The sequence below is a fragment of the Phnomibacter sp. genome, from assembly GCF_036803085.1.
Taxonomy (GTDB): Bacteria; Bacteroidota; Bacteroidia; order Chitinophagales; family Chitinophagaceae; genus Phnomibacter.
Window position 1 is genome coordinate 40,711 of sequence record NZ_DAIRUZ010000002.1, and the last position, 21,804, is coordinate 62,514.

14 protein-coding genes are annotated in these 21,804 nt (G+C 47.4%); 5 read left to right on the forward strand and 9 right to left on the reverse strand.

Translation table 11 applies throughout. The features are described from left to right. Nucleotides 1–26: 26 nt before the first annotated feature. The 4 genes from V7Q13_RS04080 to aspS form a co-directional block, all read right to left on the reverse strand. The gene (locus tag V7Q13_RS04080; RefSeq protein ID WP_333799405.1) at nucleotides 27–1,463 is read right to left on the reverse strand and encodes a circularly permuted type 2 ATP-grasp protein; all 1,437 of its coding nucleotides are present in this window, start codon (nucleotides 1,461–1,463) and stop codon (nucleotides 27–29) included. Nucleotides 1,464–1,825: 362 nt separating this feature from the next. After that, on the reverse strand, nucleotides 1,826–2,317 hold the full coding sequence (locus V7Q13_RS04085; RefSeq protein ID WP_333799406.1) for a hypothetical protein: 492 nt from the start codon (nucleotides 2,315–2,317) through the stop codon (nucleotides 1,826–1,828). A 10-nt stretch (nucleotides 2,318–2,327) separates the two neighbouring features. Beyond that, nucleotides 2,328–2,876, reverse strand: a complete 549-nt coding sequence (locus tag V7Q13_RS04090; RefSeq protein WP_333799407.1) for a hypothetical protein — start codon at nucleotides 2,874–2,876, stop codon at nucleotides 2,328–2,330. A gap of 13 nt (nucleotides 2,877–2,889) precedes the next feature. Then, a complete protein-coding gene (aspS, locus tag V7Q13_RS04095; RefSeq protein ID WP_333799408.1) occupies nucleotides 2,890–4,728 on the reverse strand; it encodes an aspartate--tRNA ligase in 1,839 nt (612 codons plus the stop codon). A gap of 300 nt (nucleotides 4,729–5,028) precedes the next feature. On the opposite strand from aspS, the gene V7Q13_RS04100 reads away from it, so the two are divergent. Next, a complete protein-coding gene (locus tag V7Q13_RS04100) occupies nucleotides 5,029–10,833 on the forward strand; it encodes a carboxypeptidase-like regulatory domain-containing protein (protein WP_333799409.1) in 5,805 nt (1,934 codons plus the stop codon). 144 nt (nucleotides 10,834–10,977) lie between these two features. On the opposite strand, the gene V7Q13_RS04105 is transcribed toward V7Q13_RS04100, so the two are convergent. Both V7Q13_RS04105 and V7Q13_RS04110 read right to left on the reverse strand, forming a co-directional pair. Next, on the reverse strand, nucleotides 10,978–11,370 hold the full coding sequence (locus tag V7Q13_RS04105) for a hypothetical protein (protein WP_333799410.1): 393 nt from the start codon (nucleotides 11,368–11,370) through the stop codon (nucleotides 10,978–10,980). Nucleotides 11,371–11,475: 105 nt separating this feature from the next. Continuing rightward, entirely contained in the window at nucleotides 11,476–12,627 is a 1,152-nt protein-coding gene (locus tag V7Q13_RS04110) for an acyltransferase family protein (RefSeq protein ID WP_333799411.1), read from the reverse strand. A 341-nt stretch (nucleotides 12,628–12,968) separates the two neighbouring features. On the opposite strand from V7Q13_RS04110, the gene V7Q13_RS04115 reads away from it, so the two are divergent. Next, nucleotides 12,969–13,298 (forward strand): hypothetical protein, encoded by a 330-nt coding sequence (locus tag V7Q13_RS04115; RefSeq protein ID WP_333799412.1) that lies wholly within the window; start codon nucleotides 12,969–12,971, stop codon nucleotides 13,296–13,298. A gap of 27 nt (nucleotides 13,299–13,325) precedes the next feature. Here V7Q13_RS04115 and V7Q13_RS04120 read toward each other — a convergent pair whose 3' ends face one another. Then, nucleotides 13,326–13,649 carry a rhodanese-like domain-containing protein gene (locus tag V7Q13_RS04120; RefSeq protein WP_333799413.1) on the reverse strand — a complete coding sequence of 108 codons (324 nt, stop codon included), beginning with the start codon at nucleotides 13,647–13,649 and terminating at the stop codon, nucleotides 13,326–13,328. 218 nt (nucleotides 13,650–13,867) lie between these two features. On the opposite strand from V7Q13_RS04120, the gene V7Q13_RS04125 reads away from it, so the two are divergent. Further along, nucleotides 13,868–14,605: a 3-keto-disaccharide hydrolase gene (locus V7Q13_RS04125; protein ID WP_333799414.1), complete on the forward strand. Its 738-nt coding sequence runs from the start codon at nucleotides 13,868–13,870 to the stop codon at nucleotides 14,603–14,605. A 271-nt stretch (nucleotides 14,606–14,876) separates the two neighbouring features. Here the strand turns inward: V7Q13_RS04125 and V7Q13_RS04130 are convergent, their stop codons facing one another. Then, the gene (locus tag V7Q13_RS04130; protein WP_333799415.1) at nucleotides 14,877–15,965 is read right to left on the reverse strand and encodes a serine hydrolase domain-containing protein; all 1,089 of its coding nucleotides are present in this window, start codon (nucleotides 15,963–15,965) and stop codon (nucleotides 14,877–14,879) included. Between the two features lie 142 nt (nucleotides 15,966–16,107). After that, complete coding sequence (locus tag V7Q13_RS04135; protein WP_333799416.1) at nucleotides 16,108–19,758, reverse strand: amidohydrolase family protein; 3,651 nt, start codon at nucleotides 19,756–19,758, stop codon at nucleotides 16,108–16,110. A 193-nt stretch (nucleotides 19,759–19,951) separates the two neighbouring features. Between V7Q13_RS04135 and V7Q13_RS04140 the strand changes: the two genes are divergently transcribed. Together V7Q13_RS04140 and V7Q13_RS04145 are read left to right on the forward strand one after the other, a co-directional pair. Then, nucleotides 19,952–21,220, forward strand: a complete 1,269-nt coding sequence (locus V7Q13_RS04140; protein WP_333799417.1) for a NupC/NupG family nucleoside CNT transporter — start codon at nucleotides 19,952–19,954, stop codon at nucleotides 21,218–21,220. A gap of 12 nt (nucleotides 21,221–21,232) precedes the next feature. Further along, complete coding sequence (locus V7Q13_RS04145) at nucleotides 21,233–21,760, forward strand: hypothetical protein (protein ID WP_333799418.1); 528 nt, start codon at nucleotides 21,233–21,235, stop codon at nucleotides 21,758–21,760. The last annotated feature ends 44 nt before the right edge of the window (nucleotides 21,761–21,804 follow it).

Here is a 21,804-nt window from a genome sequence, read left to right on the forward strand (position 1 = left end):
ACCATTCTATTGTCAAACCAATCAACTTACTCCTCAATATCTACCACCCAGGTATCCTTACTACCACCGCCCTGGCTACTGTTTACCACGAGGCTGCCTTTACGCAGTGCCACCCTTGTTAATCCACCGGGTACAATCTCAATGCCATCCGGACCGCAGAGTGCATAAGGCCGAAGGTCTACGTGGCGGCTTTCCAGTTTACCATCTACCAGGCAAGGCACTGTACTAAGTTGTATAATAGGCTGTGCAATAAAATTGCGGGGGTTATCCAAAATAGCCACTTTCAATTCGTTCAGCTCGGCGTCTGTTGCTTTATTACCCATTACCAATCCGTAGCCTCCACTTTGGTTGGTCTGTTTTACCACCATGCTATTCAGATTATCGAACACATATTTACGTTCGTCTTCTTTTTCCATACGATAGGTAGGCACGTTCGACAAAATAGATTCTTCGTTCAGGTAGTACTTTATCATATCAGGCACGTAGGCATACACGGCTTTATCATCGGCAACGCCGTTGCCAATAGCATTTACCAGCGCAACATTGCCTTTTCTGTAAGCACTCATAATGCCGGGCACACCCAACACACTGTCGGGCCTGAAAACCAGCGGATCAATGTATTCATCATCAATACGACGGTAGATAACATCAACGGGTTGCAGACCGGCCGTCGTTTTCATAAATACCTTTTGGTTGTCCACCACCAAATCGCGGCCTTCTACCAGCGGGATGCCCATGGTACGGGCCAAAAAAGTATGCTCATAATAGGCAGAGTTGTATACACCCGGGGTTAGTATCACCACATTGGGTTGATCTACGGGCCGAGGCGAAAGCGATGATAAAATATTGAGCAACTTCATGGGATAGTTGTTCACCATCCGCACCTGGTTTTGCGCCAGCAAATCCGGAAAAATACGCTTGGTTACTTCCCGGTTTTCGAGCATATAACTTACACCGCTGGGTGTACGCAGGTTGTCTTCCAATACATAAAATTTGCCATCGTTGCCGCGTATCAAATCAATGCCACTGATGTGTACATAAATATCATGCGGCACTTTAATGCCAACTGCTTCTTTCAAAAAATGCGGACAACTGGCAATGAGTGAAGCAGGTATAATACCATCCTTGATGATTTGCTGCTCACTGTAAATATCTTTCAGAAACATGTTGAGAGCCTTCAGTCGTTGCTGAATGCCTTTCTCTACATGATCCCATTCTTTACCAGTGATAATGCGGGGAATAATGTCGAAAGGAAAAATGCGTTCAATCCCTTTATTGTCGCTGTATACGGTAAAGGTGATGCCCTGATTCATGAAAAAATCTGCAGCCTGCAAATCTTTAGCCTGCAGGGCGTCGCCACTCATTTGCTGAAGCGCTTCATACACTACTTTGTAGCGGTTGCGTACCCCTTCAGGCGCAAACATTTCATCCCAAATAACCTGGTTGGCAGGCATGTTGCTCATAGGCTGTTAGTTTTGATCATTTCAAAATGAATATCCTGCACTCATGAAGGGCAGCATTGATGCGGGTACATCTTGGGGCGGAAATCGCCAACCGCAAACGCTCTTGTAAAAGCCTTGTGCGGTAAGCGGTGCAGGTACGCCACCAGCACCTCTGCCCTGTAGCTGCCAGACTACATTATGTGAGGGATGACTGCTGTTTTGTTATTGCTTGCGGCAGCATCAAAACAGCTTTTTCTATGGCGGCTTTCGTTTGTTGGGAAATTAGGGAAAAAATAAATAGCAATTGAGCCTCCTCTTAAATTTGAGAGGATGGCAACCAATAAACATTTCAGAAAATGAATGGCGCTGCAGAAAAGAATATCCTACTTTGAAAAATAGGCAGCATATTTTTTTTGCAACACAAAGCCCAACACGATATGCACTACCAGCAGGCTGCTCAACGCTGTTGAAATGATGAGCACCCATTTTACCAACAATTGCAAATTGTAGGCAGGTGCACCGGGTGTTTGTGCCATTACTTCGGCCAACTGATCGATGACCAATTTAATTTGTTCAGGATTGAGCATGAGCAGCACACTTTGGCCAATGTTGAGCAATGCGATGGCTCCTGTTACAAAAGCATTTACCCGTATCCAATCCCGTAGCCTTGCTTTTACAGCCTGCTGTTGTACAATAGCTTTTTGTACAAAAGAAAAACTGGCAAACACGTAAATGATCATGGCAACAATAATAAACGTGGGCAACAACAATGCTGGCTGGCCAAGTGCCATCATAAAAAATGAAAGAGCACTCAAACTAAGTAATACAGCAACGGGCAAAAACAGATAGGTTAATATGCGGTAAATAAGCGTCATGATTGTTCGATTAATACAATGGTTTTTCTAAAGGATTGTTCAGTTGTGCCAGCATCAGTTCTTCGGCTTCCATTTTGGCAAACTGCAATTCGAAATAGGCTTTGATGCTGAGCAAATAATTTGTGAGTGCCAATAAGCCTGTGCACAACAGCACAATGAAAATGCGGTAGAAAGCTGCTTCTATCGGGCGTTGGGTAATCTTTTCCATTTGCAGGTATGCATAAAAGGAAGACCCTGAAATAAACAGCTGAATGACAAACGCAACTGTTGCTGCAGCCAGTGTCCAACCCATTTTCCGTAGCGAATACAAACCATCCATTCCTGCATCGCTACGCATCAGCGAAGCCACCGCTTTCAATTGTCCGTAAGCGCTACACAATACCAGCAAACCCCAAATGCAAACGGCCACTGTTGCCCAAAAATCTTCCGACCACCAATTGATTGGTTCGTCAGCCAAAGAATAAAATAATAAACCGAACAACAGCACTGCAAATGCGCATTGCAACAGGGCTGTTACCCTTAGCAAATACCATTTCCAGCGGTTGCGTTGTTGTTGCATATCGATTGTGCCTTTATGCCGGCTTTATGTGCAGCTCTGCGTATTGCTTGGCGGCTATTTCGCCCGGTGCATCCAGCATTACATCGCGGCCCGCATTGTTTTTGGGGAAGGCAATGAAATCACGAATGCTTTCGCTGCCACCGAGGATAGCACAGAGACGGTCGAAGCCGAAAGCTAAACCTCCATGCGGCGGTGCACCGTATTCAAAAGCGCCCAACAGGAAGCCGAACTTTTCTTTTTGCTCATGCTCATCCAAACCAAGAGCCGCAAACATTTTTTCCTGTAATTCTCTTTGGAAAATCCGGATAGAACCACCGCCAATCTCGTTACCGTTCAGCACCAAATCGTACGCATTGGCCTTGATACGTGCATACGGATGTTCGAGGTATTTGTCGAGGTCTTCCACCTTTGGCCCATTCTCAATCATGATGGAAATATGATCGGGCTTGGGACTGGTAAACGGATGGTGACGGGCCACCCAACGGCCTGCTCCACCGCCGTCCTGGTCTTCCAGTGCAAACTCAAACAGCGGGAAGTCTATCACCCACAGCATTTTGAAAACTTCGGGATTGCGGAGGCCCAAACGCTCTGCCATTTCGAGGCGTAGCGTACTGGTTGCTTTGCGGGTCAGCTCTTCTTTGCCTGCCAGTATCAATATCAAATCGCCGGCTTTTGCATTCGCAGCATCAGCAATGGCTTTCAGTTTTTCTTCGCTATAGAATTTATCAACGCTACTCTTGAAAGAACCATCGGCATTGCACTTAATGTTCACCAAACCCTGCATGCCAATTTGCGGACGCTTCACCCATTCGGTGAGTTCGTCTATTTGCTTGCGGGTATATTCGGCAGCACCAGGCACAGCAATGGCCAACACCGTTTCTGCATTGTCAAACACACCAAAACCTGCACCTTCAATCAGTTCACGGTTGTCTTTGTAATCTACCAATACATGGTGCGGTTTCTTCAGGTTCAACAACCGCATGTCGAAACGAATATCGGGCTTATCGTTGCCGTAGTTCCACAGTGCATCGTCATAAGTCATGCGCTGCACAGCTTCGTTATAGTCGATGCCTTTTACCGTTTTGAAAATGTATTTCACCAAACCCTCAAACATGTTAAGGATATCGTTTTGCTCCACGAAGCTCATTTCGCAGTCGATCTGCGTAAACTCCGGCTGGCGGTCGGCCCGCAGGTCTTCATCGCGGAAGCATTTTACAATCTGATAGTAGCGGTCGTAGCCACTCACCATCAGCAGTTGCTTAAAGGTTTGCGGACTTTGCGGCAGCGCATAAAACTGTCCTGCATTCATGCGACTGGGCACCACAAAATCTCGGGCACCTTCGGGAGTGCTCTTGATGAGAAAAGGCGTTTCAATATCCATGAAACTATTCTGGTGCAGATAATCACGTGTGGCACGGTTTACCGCATAGCGCAGTTCAATATTTTTCTTTACCGCATTGCGGCGCAGGTCGAGGTAGCGGTATTTCATCCGCAGGTCGTCGCCACCATCGGTATCGTCCTGAATGGTGAAAGGTGGCGTGGCCGCTTTGTTAAGAATGCTGAATTCGCTGATGGCAATTTCAACATCACCTGTGGCAATGTTGGCGTTTTTGCTGGTTCTTTCACGTACCACACCTTTTGCCTGCAGCACAAACTCACGGCCCAGCGGGTTGCTGTCGAGTTGGTCATTCAAAGTTTCGGCAAATACCAGCTGCGTAATGCCGTAGCGGTCCCTCAGGTCTACAAAGGTGATGGCGCCAAATTTGCGTACAGTTTGCACCCAGCCGGCCAGGGTTACTTCGGTGCCGGCATGTTCCAGTCTCAATTCGCCACAAGTATGGGTACGATACATAATGATGTCTGATTTTTTGATGTCTGATTTGTAGAATCACGTAAGATTCAATCCCAACGAGGCTTAGCCCCCTTTAGGGGGTTGGGGGTTGGGCCGCAAATGTACGGCAAGGCGGGCAAGCGGGCATGGCAAAACTGCCAGAAAACAGCAGTTGCCGGAGCCTGATGAATAAAAAAACCAGCAACCCTTCCAACCATCGTTCCTGTTTCGCCCTCTTTCTGTACAGCGAAGCTGATTTTTTGCCGTGCCGGCAATGAATGCCGGATAGCTGCTGCGGTAGTACGTTTCAAACAAATAGATATGCGAGGGATACTTTGTTGTTGTTGGATAATAGCTGTGATGATGATGCCTGCCCGGGCACAACGAGACCAGCAAAGCAGTTTGCATTTTTTACAAAACCAGAAAGCCTTCACGCACTACAAAGCCGCGTACCGCATTCCGGCTGACAGCATGGCCAAATGGACATTGCAGGAACACATCAACTTTGACTACATCAATCAATTGCAGCCCGTATGGGTAGGTTACGACAGCATTCAGTACAGCGATATTCCTTTGCCCAATGGCCACTTTGTGTGGGTACGTGCCGTGGCTGAAAGCCTGCATGCCTGGCTGGATGTTCGCACCGGATTGTCTTTCAACAACATTGCCAACGGCGATCAACGATTGCTCTCTGTGTACAATCTGCAAGGCGAAGTGCCTGCACAAATGCAAGCTAGTTTACAGGGCAAAAAACTCAAATGGTCGGCGCAGTCGGCCGGCTTTGTTTTGCCTAAGCGAAAGAAAGACATGGACGATCGCCTGCTGATCATTAGCACCGCTACAGATACACTCATTAGCTGGCTGAGTTATGAGGAATCATCTCGTTATCATTATCAAAAACCGTTGCGCCAATGGCCGGTCATTAAACAGGTGTTGAATACAGGCAGAAAAATTAGCCGCATTTTTTCTGGCGATACTTACTACAACAGCAACAAAAGCCGCCGCCAATTATACAGAGGCTTTGTGCTTTTCAACAAACCGCTGTACAAACCAGCGGATACCCTCAAATTCAAAGCATGGATTACTGACAGAAAAGGCAATCCCATACGCAGCACACAAACCGTGAGCATACAGTACTACTACAAAAACAGCAGCAAAAAAATAGAACTCGGCCAATTGGAACCTACCGTACCCGGCAGCTACCACATGAGCTGGCCACTACCCGACAGCCTGCCCATGGATGTGCATTACGACTTGCATTTACAAGGTCCAAAAGCTTACAACAAACTCAATAGCCGTTTCAAAACTGAAGAGTATCAACTACCGGATATTTCCAGCTTTAATGTAACTACGTTACAAAACTGGTGGCTGCGCAAAGACAGCCTGCGTATTACGCTGGAAGCTAAAGATGCCAGTGGCATTCTGCTGCCCGATGGTAGTGTGGAGCTGTTTCTTACCCGAAAAACGCTGCAACATTTTTACCCCGATAGTTTGTTTGTACCTGATACACTCTGGCGTAAAAAAATAGCCTTGCTAACAGATGGTCCTACGCTAGTGTACATTCCTGCGTATGCTTTGCCGGAAGCCAATATGGAAACACAGTTGTTTGCACAACTCCGCAATAGTTCGAATGAATTGAAGGAGCAACAACTCACACTTACCCACTATGCCCGGCAGCAGCGCATTGTAATAGAACGCAACAGCGATAGCCTGCACATTCGCTATGAAACGGATGGCATACCCACTGTGGCTACAGCACAAATAGAAAGTATGGGTGACTGGTACAACCTCGATACCGTTGTGCAGTTGCCATTGAACATGCGCATTCATCCAATGGCCAGCGATTATGATGTAACAGTGCTGGATGCGTTGGGAAAAAAGGTCGTTACAAAAAACTACGACCTGTCACAAATGCGCAGCACTCCTGCTATCAGCAACACTTCCAAAGGCGATACGGTAAGCTTTGTGCTCAACAATCCAACCGGCATGCCGGTGTGGCTGGCCATTACCAAAAACAAAGGCCGCATCCAACGCATGATGCTGCGCCAAACCACCTACAGCTGGCAACAACATGCCCGCAAAGGCGACCGCTATTTGGTACAGGTCAATTATTGGGAAGGTGATCAGGAACGATTGCTGACAGAACGATTACAACTGCAATACAACCTGCTACAGGTAACACCTACCGTTGCCCCGACAGCGCAACCAGGTGCAGCAGATACACTCACTGTAAAAGTGACCGACTACAAAGGCAAGCCTGTTGCCCATGCCAACCTCACTGCCGTGGCCAACAACACACAATTGCAACAGCATTTCCGCTACCCCGATATGCCCGTTCGCATTCGGCTGAAGCGCTACAAAAAAGTAGTGCAACCCGGCGAATTTGACAACAGTGAAATAGCATTCAAAACAGATACTGTGGCAACGAGATTTGCGCAAATACTTCATCAGCTGCATGGCGATACCATGTTTTATTACCAACGACTAATGGATACCGGCGCCATCCGCATTGTGCGTTCACCTCTTAACAATGCATATCCTGAGGCAAGCATTTACGCCATAGAAAAAGGAAAGCCCGCAGCTATTTATGTTACCCATATAAATAATCTTCCTGTACATATGTGGTGGCAAAATGCCATACAAGCCAACAGCAACATTGTCTATCCCGGTTACAGCAAAATCAGCCTGCGCACCTGGAACAAACTCATTGAGATAGACAGCGTATACATGCAGCCTTACCAAAAACACGATGTGTTTATTCAGTTGGATAGTGCGGCATGGCATCCACACGTACGCATTACACCCATGCCCGACACCTTGACCCATGCAGAGAAAACTCAGCTGCAGCGCTATTTCATACAAATTGAAAACGACCGCAACAGCAGCGGCGCCTGGTTGTGGAATTATAGTTTGCAAGCAAAACTTTCTTATGCCAATGGCACTTACATCGCAGGGCCATTCATGACATTCGATAGTATTACCATTTACAACAGCAGCACTAACCTCCACACCAAATTTCCTTTTGAAAGCAACTACCGCTACCGCATTTCACAACATCTGGTGCGGTTAGAAAAAACGGAACTACTGCCAGGTAAAATAAAACTGCGTAATCAATCTATGGCGTGGCGTTTGGGCGATACCACCTGGAATTATGAATTGCCGTTGATTGAAAAGAAAGTAGCAGACAACAGAAGAAATTTCAGTAACTATTTATTGCATTCTTACAGCACCGACCGTAGGCATGGCAGTCTGCATTTGCAATACAAAACAGACAGCAGCATTCGGTTTACCATCCTCATTAAAGCGGGTCAATACAATACGGCCATGGTATTTGGCGGGCAACCGAATATTATTCATCAACTGGATACCGGCTATTACCAACTGGTACTGGTTGACAAGCATGATTTGGCTTTCAACACAACTCCGTTTTACATACACACTGCAGGCGCCAATGCCTTGCGCATTCATGCAAAAGCATTTACCGCTACCAATACAGCAGCCTACGAAATATACGCTGCACAACTCCGCAGGGAATTTGAGAAATGGCAGCAGTCAGCCGCTAAACAAGAAGAATCACTCACCAAAATGGAAGAAGTGTTGCCGGGCTTGGCTAGCATTTCCGGTAAAGTAACGGACGCAGTAACGGGCATGCCACTAAGCGGCGTAACAGTGCAGCTGAAAAACACCAAACGTGCAGTAAGCACAGGAGCCGATGGCATGTATCAATTCAGCAATATTGCCAGTGCTCAGTATACATTAGTGTTTCAGTACGTTGGCTACGGCACTCTGGAACGCCAACGCTTTGCCCGGTTGTATGCCCACAACACGGTAGATGCAGCATTGCATGTATCACATAGTTCGTTGGAAGAAGTAGTGGTAATTGGCTATGGCACAACCAAAAAAAGAAGTATGACTGCCAGTGTAACTACTATTTCTGGTAACGCACTACAAGGGAGAGTAGCTGGTGTAAATGTAACGGGCAACAACGGCGCCATGGCTGAAACCAGCATTCAGATAAGAGGTGTCAACAGCATGAATGGCGATATCAGCCCACTCTATGTGGTAGATGGTATACTCATGGATGCCATGCCCGGCAACCTCGACCCCAACACGGTGAGCATTGAAGTGCTGAAAGATGCTGTGGCCACTGCTATTTATGGAAGTCGTGGAGCAAATGGTGTAATTGTGATTACAACAAGCGGCAACAAAGCGCCCAGCATTCGTACCCGCTTTAGCGACGATGCCTACTTTGTACCCGATGCCAGTACCGACAAAAATGGTTTGGCCCGTATACCTATCCGTTACCCAGAAAACATAACAGGCTGGCAGCATGTGGTGTATGCCGCTGCGCCCAAGGGTAAATATGGCAGTGCTGCCATTGTAAGCAAAACCTTCAAACTATTGCAAGGCATGCTGCAGGTGCCTGCATTCCTTACCGAAGGTGACAGCATTTACCTCAGTGGCAAAGCCATAAACTACAGCCAGCAAACAAAGCAGATCAAGACCAGCTTTGGCATGCGTGGACAACAAACTACTCAAACAGTGCTGGCCAACGAAGGCCAATCAGCCATTAGCTATTTTGGCATCAAAGCACCAGCTGCATTCGATACACTCAAAGTACAATTCACTGTGGCAGATAGTCTTCGCAACAGCGATGGTGAAGAAAGAACCATTCCTGTTTTGCCCGCCGGCACTCTCGATACCAAGGGACGCTTTTTTGTACTTGACCATGACACCAGCTTTACATACACACCGGCTTACACAGATGTACCACTGCAGGTGTACACCGAAAACAACCTGCTGAACGTGTTGGAAAAAGAGTTGGAATCGCTGCGCAATTACCCGCAGGCTTGTATGGAACAAACCGCCAATAAAATGTGGGGATTACTCATGATGAAACAAATCAATGAGCGGATGAACAAAGCATTCAAATACGACAAACAAATTGCACAACTGCAAACCCGTTTGCTCGAAAACCAGCAGTACGGTGGCGGCTGGGGCTGGTGGGAAAAATCTTCGCCCAACCTTTACATTACCACCAAAGTATTGCAGGCATTGCGCCATGCAGACAGCAGCGCAAGTGTGAAACAAGCCATTAGAGAAGGATACATTTACCTGCAAAACGAACTGCCCAAAAACGGCAGATTGGCTCAACTCGAAGCCTTGTACAGCCTGAGCGAAGGCGGCCATATTTATCCGTATCAGTTTGTGCTCGATAGCATTCCATTTGACAGCCTGCACATACATGCTCAATGGCAGTATGTACGCATTAAGCAAAAAGCAGGACTGCCGTACAGCAAAGAGCTGACCAAACTCTGGCAACAAAAACAACAAACTTTTACCGGCAGTATTTATTGGGGCGAAGACAACTGGCTGTGGTACCGCAACCGCCAAAGCACCATGGTGATTGCTGGAAAAACCATTGCCGCCGATAGTGCGTACCGTCAATATAGTCCGCAAATCAAACAATACTTTATAGCGGAAAAGCAATCGGTGTATTACCGCAATACAGTGGAACAAGCAGAAATCATCAACCTGCTGTTGAGTGATGCGTTGGCTAAAAAAATGCAAACGAACAGCAGCACCACACTGCAGGTAAACGAGCACAGATTTACGCAGTTTCCTAACAGCGCCAAATTGCCCGGCACCGGTACTGTACACATTCGTAAAGAAGGCCCCGGGTTGGTGTATCTTGGTCTGTCGCAGCAAAAGCATGTGGTGCCGCAGGTGGCGAAAGATTCCCTCTTTGCCGTGCATACCCGATTGATGAGCAAGCAAGGCGATACGCTACAAATGCAACAGGTAAAAAGCGGCACTACTATTATATTGGAAGTAACCGTGCATGCCAATAAAGACGGCGAGTATGTACAGCTCGATATTCCCATTCCGGCGGGTTGCAGCTACCACAGCAAGCCGTCCGGCTATTGGAATGAACACCGGGAATACCGCAAGGAAAAACTGAGTGTGTTTATTGAAAAATTACCTGCGGGCACCCACCGCTACCGCGTAGAACTCGACACCCGTTTCAATGGCATCTTCCGGCTCAATCCGGCACATATTGCTCTCATGTACTTTCCCGTGTTTGAAGGGTACAACCGGATGCAGCAGGTGAGCATAAGCCAATGAGGAATAAAAACCAAAAAATAAGAAATAAGGAAAGACAATCCACTTCTGCTTTCCATCAACTTCTACACGCTGGAACTTGTGAACACGTGAACTTTGGAACACGCAAACTTGTGCACTTGTAAACAAACCAACTCGTCAACCAAACTACTCCCCCTTCTTAAACGGCTTGTAATACAAATAGTAATAACCCAAAATGAGCAGTCCGGCTACAAAAGGCAATACGGAAATTTGTTTGTACGTGTAATGCGCAAACCAAATGTCTTCTGCAAATCCCAGAAACTCACTCACCATCCAATAGCTGTTGGCCGCAATCCAAATACTCACCGCCAGGTTGTGGCAGAGCTCACTCATAATGGTGCGGGTTCTCCACGCTATCACTACAGAAATAATGAACGTAGGGAAAATCATGGCGATGCCGAGTGGTTTCCAAATCATGCACCAGGCCAAATCTTTGAAGAGCCAAAACACGATGTGCAGGTTTTCCATCATGCGGTACTTCATGGGTATGCTATACGCAGTAGCGGGGCTGTTCTCCATCAGCGCAGTAGTTTTATTGCTATTTACAATAATACAATTTTGCCAGAAGCATAGAAACATACATCCGGCAAAGCTTTACCGGCAGCAACATTCCAACCTTTCCACCTAACCCCTCTTCATCCATTTGCGGGTTAGCCAGCGGCGTACCGGTTCATCGTACAGTTTGAGGCACAAGTAAGCCACCAAAATACTCACCAGCAGCACTGCCACACTCACCAATACAAGCACGATGTATCCCGAAGTTGAGCCAAACAGGAATTCTTTATTTACAATGGCCCAATTGGTGTACCAGTATATGAAGGGGTAATGAATGATGTAAATGGGATAAGAAATATCTCCGAGGAAACGGCTGATTTTTGATACAGCTCCATTGCCTAACTGACCACTGGCACCAATGTATACCACCGCCGGAAACACCAATAGTATCACCAAGGCATCGTACAAACCGTTTACCCATTTGGCATCTTCGCTGCCCACCCGTGGCCATGCCAATGCCAGCACCAGTATCAGGCTACTCCATGTAAAAGCATTCTGCAACTTTCCGGGCTTTGCCAAACGAGAAAGTAAGAGGCCTGCCAAAAACGGATACAGCAAACGGGTGAACCCAATGCGCAGTTGCTGCGGCTCCAGCGACCAGCCACCAATCACATCGCCATTTGGCCCCGTGAGGCAGTAATGCAGCAGGTTTGCACCGGCCAGCACTACCAAAATGCCGAGGATAACGTTTGGCAATTTACGCAGTACCAATGCATACAATATGTTGGCGATGTACTCAAAAAACAATGACCATGCTGGCCCATTCAGCGGGTGCATTTCTGACCAGCCCCGAATATCATACCGTGTAGGTAGGGGCAACAACGAGAAGCCAAACAGCATTATCAGCAGCATCTTCCAAACGGGCGTTTGCTCAATACCCGGAAAAACCAGCCCAGCCTGTGTGTAAAAGAGGATGCCGCCAATGAGCATACCCATTACAATCATGGGGTGCAGGCGAATGAGGCGGCGTTTAAAAAAACCGCTACGTGTCATTTTGTGCCAGCGATCGTCGTAGGCATACCCAATCACAAACCCCGAAAGCAGAAAGAAAAAATCAACCGCCAGATAACCGTGGTTGATGATTTGCTTACTGTGGTCGCCGCCAGCAAAGGTTTCCAAAATGTGGAAGACCACCACCATCACGGCGGCTACACCCCGTAGTCCGTCGAGTATTGGGTAATGTTGTTTGCTATCGGCAAAAGCAGTACTGGTTTGGTGCATGGCATTTGTCGTTGAAGGCAGTAAAGAAAAATGTAATGGGCCGAATATCGGGTAAACTGTTCAATAGCAGGATTGATGTAAATCGAATGGGCATGACGGCCAACTGTAATTTCATTATACTGTCCTTATCGGCTGAAGACACTAATACTCAATAAAAACAATATTGCCAATATTGGCTGTAGTTGACGCCTTCCGATAAATTTCATTGACATGGTCTGTACAACACTCAATATCCAACTCTACCACTCATCAAATTCCACCTTCCAGTTCTTGGCCGTCTCAACTTTCGCATTAACTTTGAATTTCAAAGCACTTTTACAAACAACTAAAATCTCCTCCTTATGTCTGCTGCAGTTAGCTCCGGCCGTTCTTCTTTATTGCTCAAAAGAGTACTGATTGGAGCAGGTGTTGCCCTGTTTCTGATTACCATTTTTATAATGCCCTCAATTCTTCACCCAAAGCCCGAGTGGAGCAAGCTGTGGATGCTGCGGCCCCTACTGGTGGTACCCGTTGCAGGTGGACTGGCTGCAGCTATTATACATGTATTGCTGGACTGGCAGGCCAAAAACAACTGGCCGAAATTTGTCGTGTACCTGTTGTGTTTAGTAGGCTACGTCATTGCCTTGTGGATGGGCACGGTGGCAGGCCTCGACGGCACTTTGTGGGATTGATGTGCAGTAAAAAAGTGTGCGTCTATTTTACTCATTGCATGCTGCTTTGTAGCGCAGCCATGCTGCAAAACCTCCTTCTAAACTGTAGAGTTGCATGCCCAGTCCGTGTTGGGCAGCCATGGCAGCAGCAGCAAGACTGCGATTGCCATGCTGGCTCACAAATACAATGGCATCGGCATCCAACTCGTCAAGGTGATCGGCCAGCACAGCCATAGGTAGTCGGCGGTCAGCAAATCCATCTATTACAGGCAGCTCGTCGTAATTGCGTACGTCTACCACTGCCACTTCGCTAGTATCGAGCAGTTCAAAAAAATCGTCTATTGACAGTTTGAATCGTGTATCAGCGGACATAAGTACAGTAGCAAGCAAGCTCAATTTTCATTTTCCTGTTACAGGCTTTTCCTCAATTAAAAGCATCAGAAAATCCCATTCACAAATTGCAATATATCACTTCCCTGTTTTGCTTCATACAGCAAGCCTGCAAATGTGTACAATTCTCCAATGCAACCATATATTTTCAAGATAATGCCCTTTCTTATGAATACCTTAATTTTCACAAAAACAACGGAATGAAAATTGTCTGCCTACTAGCTGTGGCTTTTGCTGCAAGTATTACTGCACAAGCACAACGCACCGGAGATCCGAAAATGACCGAACTCTGGGAACCCAAAGCACCCATTGTATCGCCGGGAAAAACTGCTGCGGATGCGCCATCCGATGCCATTGTATTGTTCAACGGCAGCAACCTTAATCAATGGGAAAGTGAAAAAGGCGGTGCTGCTCCATGGACCATAGCCGATGGTGCCCTAACGGTGAAACCCCAAAGTGGTGGTATTAAAACCAAGCAGGGTTTTGGCGATTGCCAGCTGCATGTAGAATGGCGGTCGCCTGCCGTGGTAAAAGGCGAAGGACAAATGCGGGGCAACAGCGGTATTTTTTTAATGAGCCGCTACGAACTGCAGGTACTTGACAGCTACAACAATACCACGTATAGCAACGGACAGGCAGGTAGTATTTACAAACAACATATTCCACTGGCCAATGCCAGCCGCCAGCCCGGTGAATGGCAGACCTACGACATCATTTTTACAGCGCCTCGTTTTTATGCCGATGGCCGGGTAAAATCTGCTGCCAGAATAACTGTGATACACAACGGTGTGCTGGTACAAAACAATGTAGAAATCTGGGGGCAAACGCAATACATCGGCATTGCCAATTATGAAAAACATGCCGACCTCGAACCCATTTTCTTACAAGATCATGGCGATCTCGTCAGCTTTCGGAATATTTGGATTCGGCCTTTGTAATTGCTTCGAAAAACTTTTAATGAAAGGGCTTGTTACTAAACAAGCCCTTTCATTTTTCCTTGCCATTCCTACTTATCAGCCTTGTTACTTTCTTTTTCTTGAAAAAAAGAAAGTAACCAAAGAAAATTCAAGGCAAACCCGATGCCTCCGGCCGTTTTGCCAAGCCAACGCCTCCCTCTGTGTAAGTTGTTTTTGCACTCAAAATGTACGCCCTTTTAAACGGTTCGGAGATAGGATTACCCTACACAGACTACACTAAATACAAAGCGCTTCACATTCTTTCTTCAGCCGCCAAAGCTTGCATAATATTGCTGAGTAGTTTTCTAAAAGATGGATGTGCATTGTTGCACAGCACAATGACTGTGTAACGTTTATCTATGCAACGAATAATTTGGGTACTGTAACCCGGATTGTCGCCATTGTGTTTTACAATATTGCCGAGTACAGGATGCGTTTCTATTTCCCAGCCAAAACCATACATGCTGAGCTGTCCGTTGTTGAGTGTTGCCGGTGTAAACGCCTGCTGCAAAGTGCTGTGCTGCACCAGTTTGTTTTTGTACAAGGCTTTGTCCCAACGCAGCAAATCGGTAGCGGTACTGCTGATACGGCCCGGTCCTTTGCGATTGCCCAACCACACCGTGTAATCGCTGCTGTGAAACTTGTTGGCATTGATGTACGTACCAGTTGCATCTTTTAAATGACCCGCAGCAAAATTTAATGTAGCTGCCTTGGCTTCCAACGTTCGGATATCCGAATGTTTCATTTTCAGTGGTGCAAAAATTCGTTGCCTTAAAAAAGAAATAAAATCTTCGCCACTTACTTTTTCTACCACACTGGCCAAAAGCAAATAGCCGGTATTGCTGTAACGGTATTGTGCACCGGGTGTAAACAGCATGGGCGGTTGGTACTGCCGCAACAAACGGATGCAATCGTCATTGCCCGCCACTTTCGTTTTGTCCCAATGCGCATCCATCACGGCCTGATAATCGGGCAGGCCGCTGGTATGATTGAGTAGTTGCCGAATGGTAATGCCGGTATATGGCAACTCAATGTATTTCGACAATGAATCATCGTATTGCAAGCGGCCTTCTTCCTGCAGCATCATAATAGCCATGGCGGTAAACTGCTTGCTCACCGATGCCAGCTCAAACACATCGCTAAACTGCAAGGGTGTTTGAGTTTCAAAATGACGAAAACCCGCAACACGATTTGCGATGGGCTTTCCCTTTTTGGCCACCAACAATACACCGCTGAAGCCCTGCTGCACCGCACTATCAAATGCAGCATCAATGGCTGTGCGTTGTGCTACACCTACAACAGTAAAAAACAGCACTGTAATAATCAAGCATACTTTCTTCATAAGCAAATACTAAAGGGGGTTATCTCATTTCTCCGAAAAAATTCATGCAGTCAAGATACATAGTTTGCAAGCAATGCTTACAACACAAAAAAGCGGCTGCCACATTTGATAGAGACAGCCGCTTTTAAAAACTATTCTACAATTACTCTGGTACCTGTGTGGTAACTTTTGGCGCTTCTTTTGTCCATAAACTCACGTCCAGTTTGCGTGGGGTGGGATAAATTTCGTCCAGCGTATTGCCATCATACAAGCGGCCGTTTTTCACTACATAGCGAATGGTATTGGTGTTGCGAATGTTCAGCAATGGGTTGGCATCCATAATCACCAGGTCGGCCAGTTTACCGGGTTCTACACTACCCAATTCCTGATCGAGGCCCAGTGCCGTAGCACCTAAAATGGTGGCCGTTTTCAAGGCATTGAGATTGCTCATACCACCGCTGGCTACACTCCACAGTTCCCAATGATAACCCAAACCTTGCAGCTGACCGTGGCTGCCCACGCCAGCCAAACCGCCTTTTGTTACAATGCTGTTCACACCCTTGGCATGCTTTTGAAACACATGATCTTCCGGTGTAAACCAACCACCCAAACCACCCACTCTGCGGCGAGATTTCTCACTCAACTCTTCGTATGGTGTAAAGCGGTTGAGCTTGGCATCGTGCACGGGGCTCTCGGTAGTGTAATAGTAGTTTTCGGCCCAAGGACCGCCGTACGATACCAGCAGTGTAGGTGTAACGGCCATCTTGCTTTCAGCAATGGTGCGGGTTACATCGTTGTACAACGGATGAATGGGAATGGCATGCTCATGACCCGGATAGCCATCAAACAATTGTGTCATGTTGAGTTTATAATCCAAGCCACCTTCGGTAGTAGGCATCAGCTGTTGTTCTTTCGCAGCCTGTATCACCCACTGCCTGTGCTGGCGGTTGCCCACCAAATACATTTTGATGTATTGCGTATTGAAATACTTGCTGTACTGCTTCAGTACATTTTTGGTTTGCTCGTAGCTCTGAAGGTTGTACATCCAAAAACCAACACCGGGGCCTGTGCTGTACACACGTGGGCCAGGCATCATGCCGGCTTCCACCATGTCGCTGTAAGTGAGCACATCGGTGGTAGCCGTTTGTGGGTCTCGGGTGGTGGTTACACCATAAGCGAGGTTGGCTGCATAAATCCAAACTGAGTTCTTGTGCATGCCCCACTGCGGCCACATGTGCGAATGCGTATCAACAAAGCCAGGCGTAATGGTTTTACCCGTACAATCAATCACCTGTGCACCGGCAGGCACTTGCAGGCTTCCTGTTTTACCAACAGCTTTGATGCGATTATTGACAATGAGTACATCACCATTTTCAATCACTTCATCGCCCTTCATGCTTACAATACGGGCATTTTTCAGCAAGATTGTTCCGGCAGGATTGTCTTTCGCAAAAAATACTTTCACCTGTGTTTCTTCAGGCGTGTATTTCTCTTTCTTTTTCAAATCTGCTTTGGCTATGCTGTCTGCCTTGGCTCTCACTGTATCGGCTTTGTACAAAGCAGTCAGTGAGTCTTTGGCTTTTTTCGCCAGGCTATCGGCCAGCTTTTTAGCATCGGGTCCTTTGGCCAGCAACGCTTTTACACTGTCGGCGGCACGGAGGCTTTCTGCTTTTTTCGCGGCCTTCACAGAGTCATCTACAAACTTGGCACGGGCCACATCATACACCCAGTGACCGTTACCCAAACTCCAGTGTACTTTTTTACCATCGGCTTCCCAAAAGGGCCATTCGCCACCAATTTCTGTGAGCTGCTTAGAAGGGAATGAAGCAGCAGAAGGTTCACCCACATTGATGCTGGGCACTTTGCCGGTTTCAGGTATCGTAACAACGTATACGTTATTGTTGACTTGTGCAACCGCCATGTTGCCCACCGGCGCCATGAGAATGGTACCTGCAGGTGAAGGCATTTGCTGTGGCTCTTTCATGCTGGCGCCTTCTGGCAGCATGCAATAGCTTACCGCATCGTATTGCATCATGGGTTTGCCCATTACATAGCGAATGCCGGGTAAGGCATCTGCGGCAGCAGGTAGTTCACTGGTGTGACCGTGATTGCTATGGTCATCGGCTTCTGCTACAGAACCAAAAGTGGTAATGCCGCTAATCCGCACATGTGTTTTTTCGTCGTGGCCTTCCCAGTTTACACTAATAAGGGTACCGCCACCGCCGTTCATAAATACACGATTCGTGTCTTTGGTAAAATGCACATTGCCACGGTCGTTGGGCACATCAATTTTTTTAGGCGTACCGCCGATGGCAGGTATCCACAGCAGTTGTGCTTCCGATCCGTCGAAAAAAGGATCTTCAGAATCTTTAAACACCCGCTTGGCTGCTTTGAAATAGGTAATGCGGTTGTTGAAGCTCCACGCAGGTTGCATGTAAAAAGCTGCTTCGCTGGAAAGCTTGCTCACTGCGGGTTTCGGTGCCAGCACGGCTTTCCACAAGTTGCCGCCATCTTTTTCATCCCAGCTCACAAATACAAGCTGGTTGCCATCAGGACTCCAGGCTGGCATGGCTTCTACAAAGTTGTGCGTGGTAACCCGCTTGGGTGTTCCATTTGGATAATCCATCACGTACAAACGGTTGAGCACCGTAAAAGCCAACTTCTTGCCATCGGGGCTGGGTACCGCATCACGTATTTGTGTAGCCAGCTTGTGCGATGTGTCTTTGATGGCATAGTTAAAATACAAGCGGGGGCCCATTTCCAATCGTACATCGGCATTGAAAGGAATTTCTTGTGCAGCGCTGCCGTCAACGGGCAGCTTCCAGATTTTACCACCGTAAGAGGCAATCACAAATTTGCTGTCGGGTGTAAAGCTCATGGCAGGCAACACACCTTGCGGCGCAATGCTTTCCTGCTCATCCCGCTGTACGGGATAAGCCAACCATTTTTCATCACCGTTTTTCATATTGCGCAGCACCAGGCCGGTTTTGTCTTGCCAGCGGCTGCCATACACCATCCAGTTGCCGTCTTTGCTCAGTGTAGGTGTAAAGGCCGAACCGTAGCGGGTGGTAATGCTGGTGATGGTGCCCTTGTCTCTGTCGTACGTACCAATCTGATATTGCGGCAACAAGGCGTTGTAATTCCATGAGCCGGTGCGCCAGCTGAAGTAAATCTTTTTACCATCGGGGCTCACTACGGGGTCGATGGTTTTCATGCTGGCCGGTGCATCGTTGAGCTGGGTGCCGCCGCCACCGTCTTTGTGGTAGAGGTAGAGCTTGCTCACCCTGCGTCCTTTTGATACCACAATGTAATCGCCATCGGGCGTCCATGCAGCACCGGGCACATCGCCCTGGCGGTCGCGGGTTACCTGCACGGTATCTTTCTTTTCCATGTCGATGTACCACAGGTTGTCGTTGCCGCTACGGTCGCTGGTAAACAACAACTTTTTGCCATCGGGGCTAAACCGTGGATGCGTTTCATACGCCATACCCGTGGTAACGGGTGTGGCCTTACCCCCTTCAATAGGCATGGTATAAATGTCGCCCATCAAATCGAAGGCAATGGTTTTTCCATCGGGGCTTACATCCACACTCATCCAGGTACCTTCCTGTGTGTTGAACTTGATTTCCCGTTCGGGCTTGAGCGGCAAATCTTTGAATGCCGTGTAAGACATCGTATCCTTTTTGGTGCTGTCTGCAGCCAGCTCTTGCCAGTTATCGGCAGCCATAATGGAAGGCAATGGCTGACCGGCCATCCACCATCCACCAGCAGCCAGTGCCAGCAGTGCAGCAGCAGCGGGAAGTTTGTTTATCATGCAACAACAATGTTTTTAATGAACGACCAAAGTAGTGAGGTTTTTGCTGAAAATGATGTGCTGCAAAAAGCGACTGCTTTCTTTTTACATGAATGGATAAGACCTGCGTAAAAACATGCGGGGAAACCATCAAGCGTAGTGGTTAATGCCTATTTTCGGCAGTCAACATTTTTTCTCATTCTAAGCAGTACTCATGGGTCGTTTTCATGGTATTATTGGCATTGTGCTGATTCTCGGCATCGCCTTTCTTTTTTCGAACAATAAAAAGCGCATCAACTTTCGGGTGATTGGCAGTGGCATGCTGTTGCAGGTCATCATCGGCATTCTTGTGTTGCAGGTACCATTTATGACGGCCATGTTTCAAAAGCTTGGGCATGGTATGCAAAAGATTGAAGAGTTTGCCAAGGCTGGTGCCAACTTTGTATATGGCGGCATTGCTACCATTGGGTTTGATGGACAGGCTGCGAATTACAGTGCACTGGGCATGTTTGTGTTTGCATTCAACGTTGTGTCCACCATTATACTTGTAACGGTTATTGTAGCTGTGCTGTATCACCTGCGGGTTATGCAACGCATTGTCTCCATCATAGCCAAGGGCATGAACTTCATCATGCGGGTGAGTGGTGCCGAGTCGTTGAGCAACGTCGCCAGTGCCTTTGTGGGACAGGTAGAAGCACAGGTAATGATTCGGCCCTACCTCGCCGGCATGACCCGCAGCGAACTGCTGGCCAGTATGAGCGGTAGCCTGGCTTGTATTGCAGGCGGCATTTTGGTGGTGTATGCCAACATGGGTGCCAAAGCCGGTATGGACCTGGCGCCAAAGCTTATCACTGCAAGTTTGATGGCTGCACCGGGTGCATTGGTCATTGCCAAAATTGTGTACCCCGAAACGGAAGAAAGCCAAACCATGGGCAAGGTAAAACTGGATGTAAAAAGCCAATACAGCAACCTGATAGATGCCGTAAGCCATGGTGCCAGTGATGGTATGAAAATAGGCATCAACGTGATTGCGATGCTCATCGGTTTCATTGCCCTCATCACCATGATTGACTATCTGCTGGTAAGTGTTGGCCACCTCATTTCTCCCGAGTTCGACCTCAGCCTCAACTATATTTTTGGTAAGCTCTTTACGCCATTTGCATGGGCCATGGGTGTACCTTCAGAAGACGTCACCAATGCAGCTACGTTATTCGGACAGAAACTCACCATCAATGAGTTTGTGGCTTTCAACAACCTCACCACCAAAACCATTCCGTTGGTTACAGAAAAAGGATTGCTGATTGTGAGTATTGCCATTTGTGGCTTTGCCAACTTTAGTAGTGTGGGCATGCAAATTGGAGGCATTGGAGAGCTGGCGCCTACCCGCCGTGCCGACCTTGCACAATTAGGCATGCGGGCACTGCTTTGTGGTACGCTGGCATCCTATCTGTCGGCTTGTATTGCAGGCATTATTATTGGGTAAAAGAAAAATACCATGGCCGATCTTGTAGTATTTGCCAAACCTCCACGCAGCACTGCATTAATCATTTTGTGTGTGATTACTGTGCTGGTGAGCAGCTACTACATATTCAGCAATATCCGGTTATACAACAATGCCGCTGAAGTAGCCCGTGTGGGCAAACAACAAATTGACCGCAGCCGTGCTGCAAACATTGGTGCATCGGGCAAGCAAGACCGGTACAATAAAGTGATGGAAGATGCACTGATGATGCTGGACGAAACCAAGCTTCGCCAGCAGGCAGTGGGTTTATTGGCAGGCAATTTGCTGACACTTGTTGCTGCCATCATCATGTTTACCCAGCGTCCCTGGGGCTTTGGATTGTATGTAGCGGGTTCTTTGTTACACATTGGCACACCGCTGTATTTGTTTGGTGTCAATACTATTCCGGGCATTATTTCCGCAGTGGCGCAAAGCATTTTTTCGGTAGCCTTTGTCATGATGTATGCCTTTCAACTTAAAGACATGCGGCCAAGAGAAATTGTAGATGACCTGATGTTGTAACAGAATAAATCGTAGCAATGCAAAAGCGCCGTCATGAAATACAT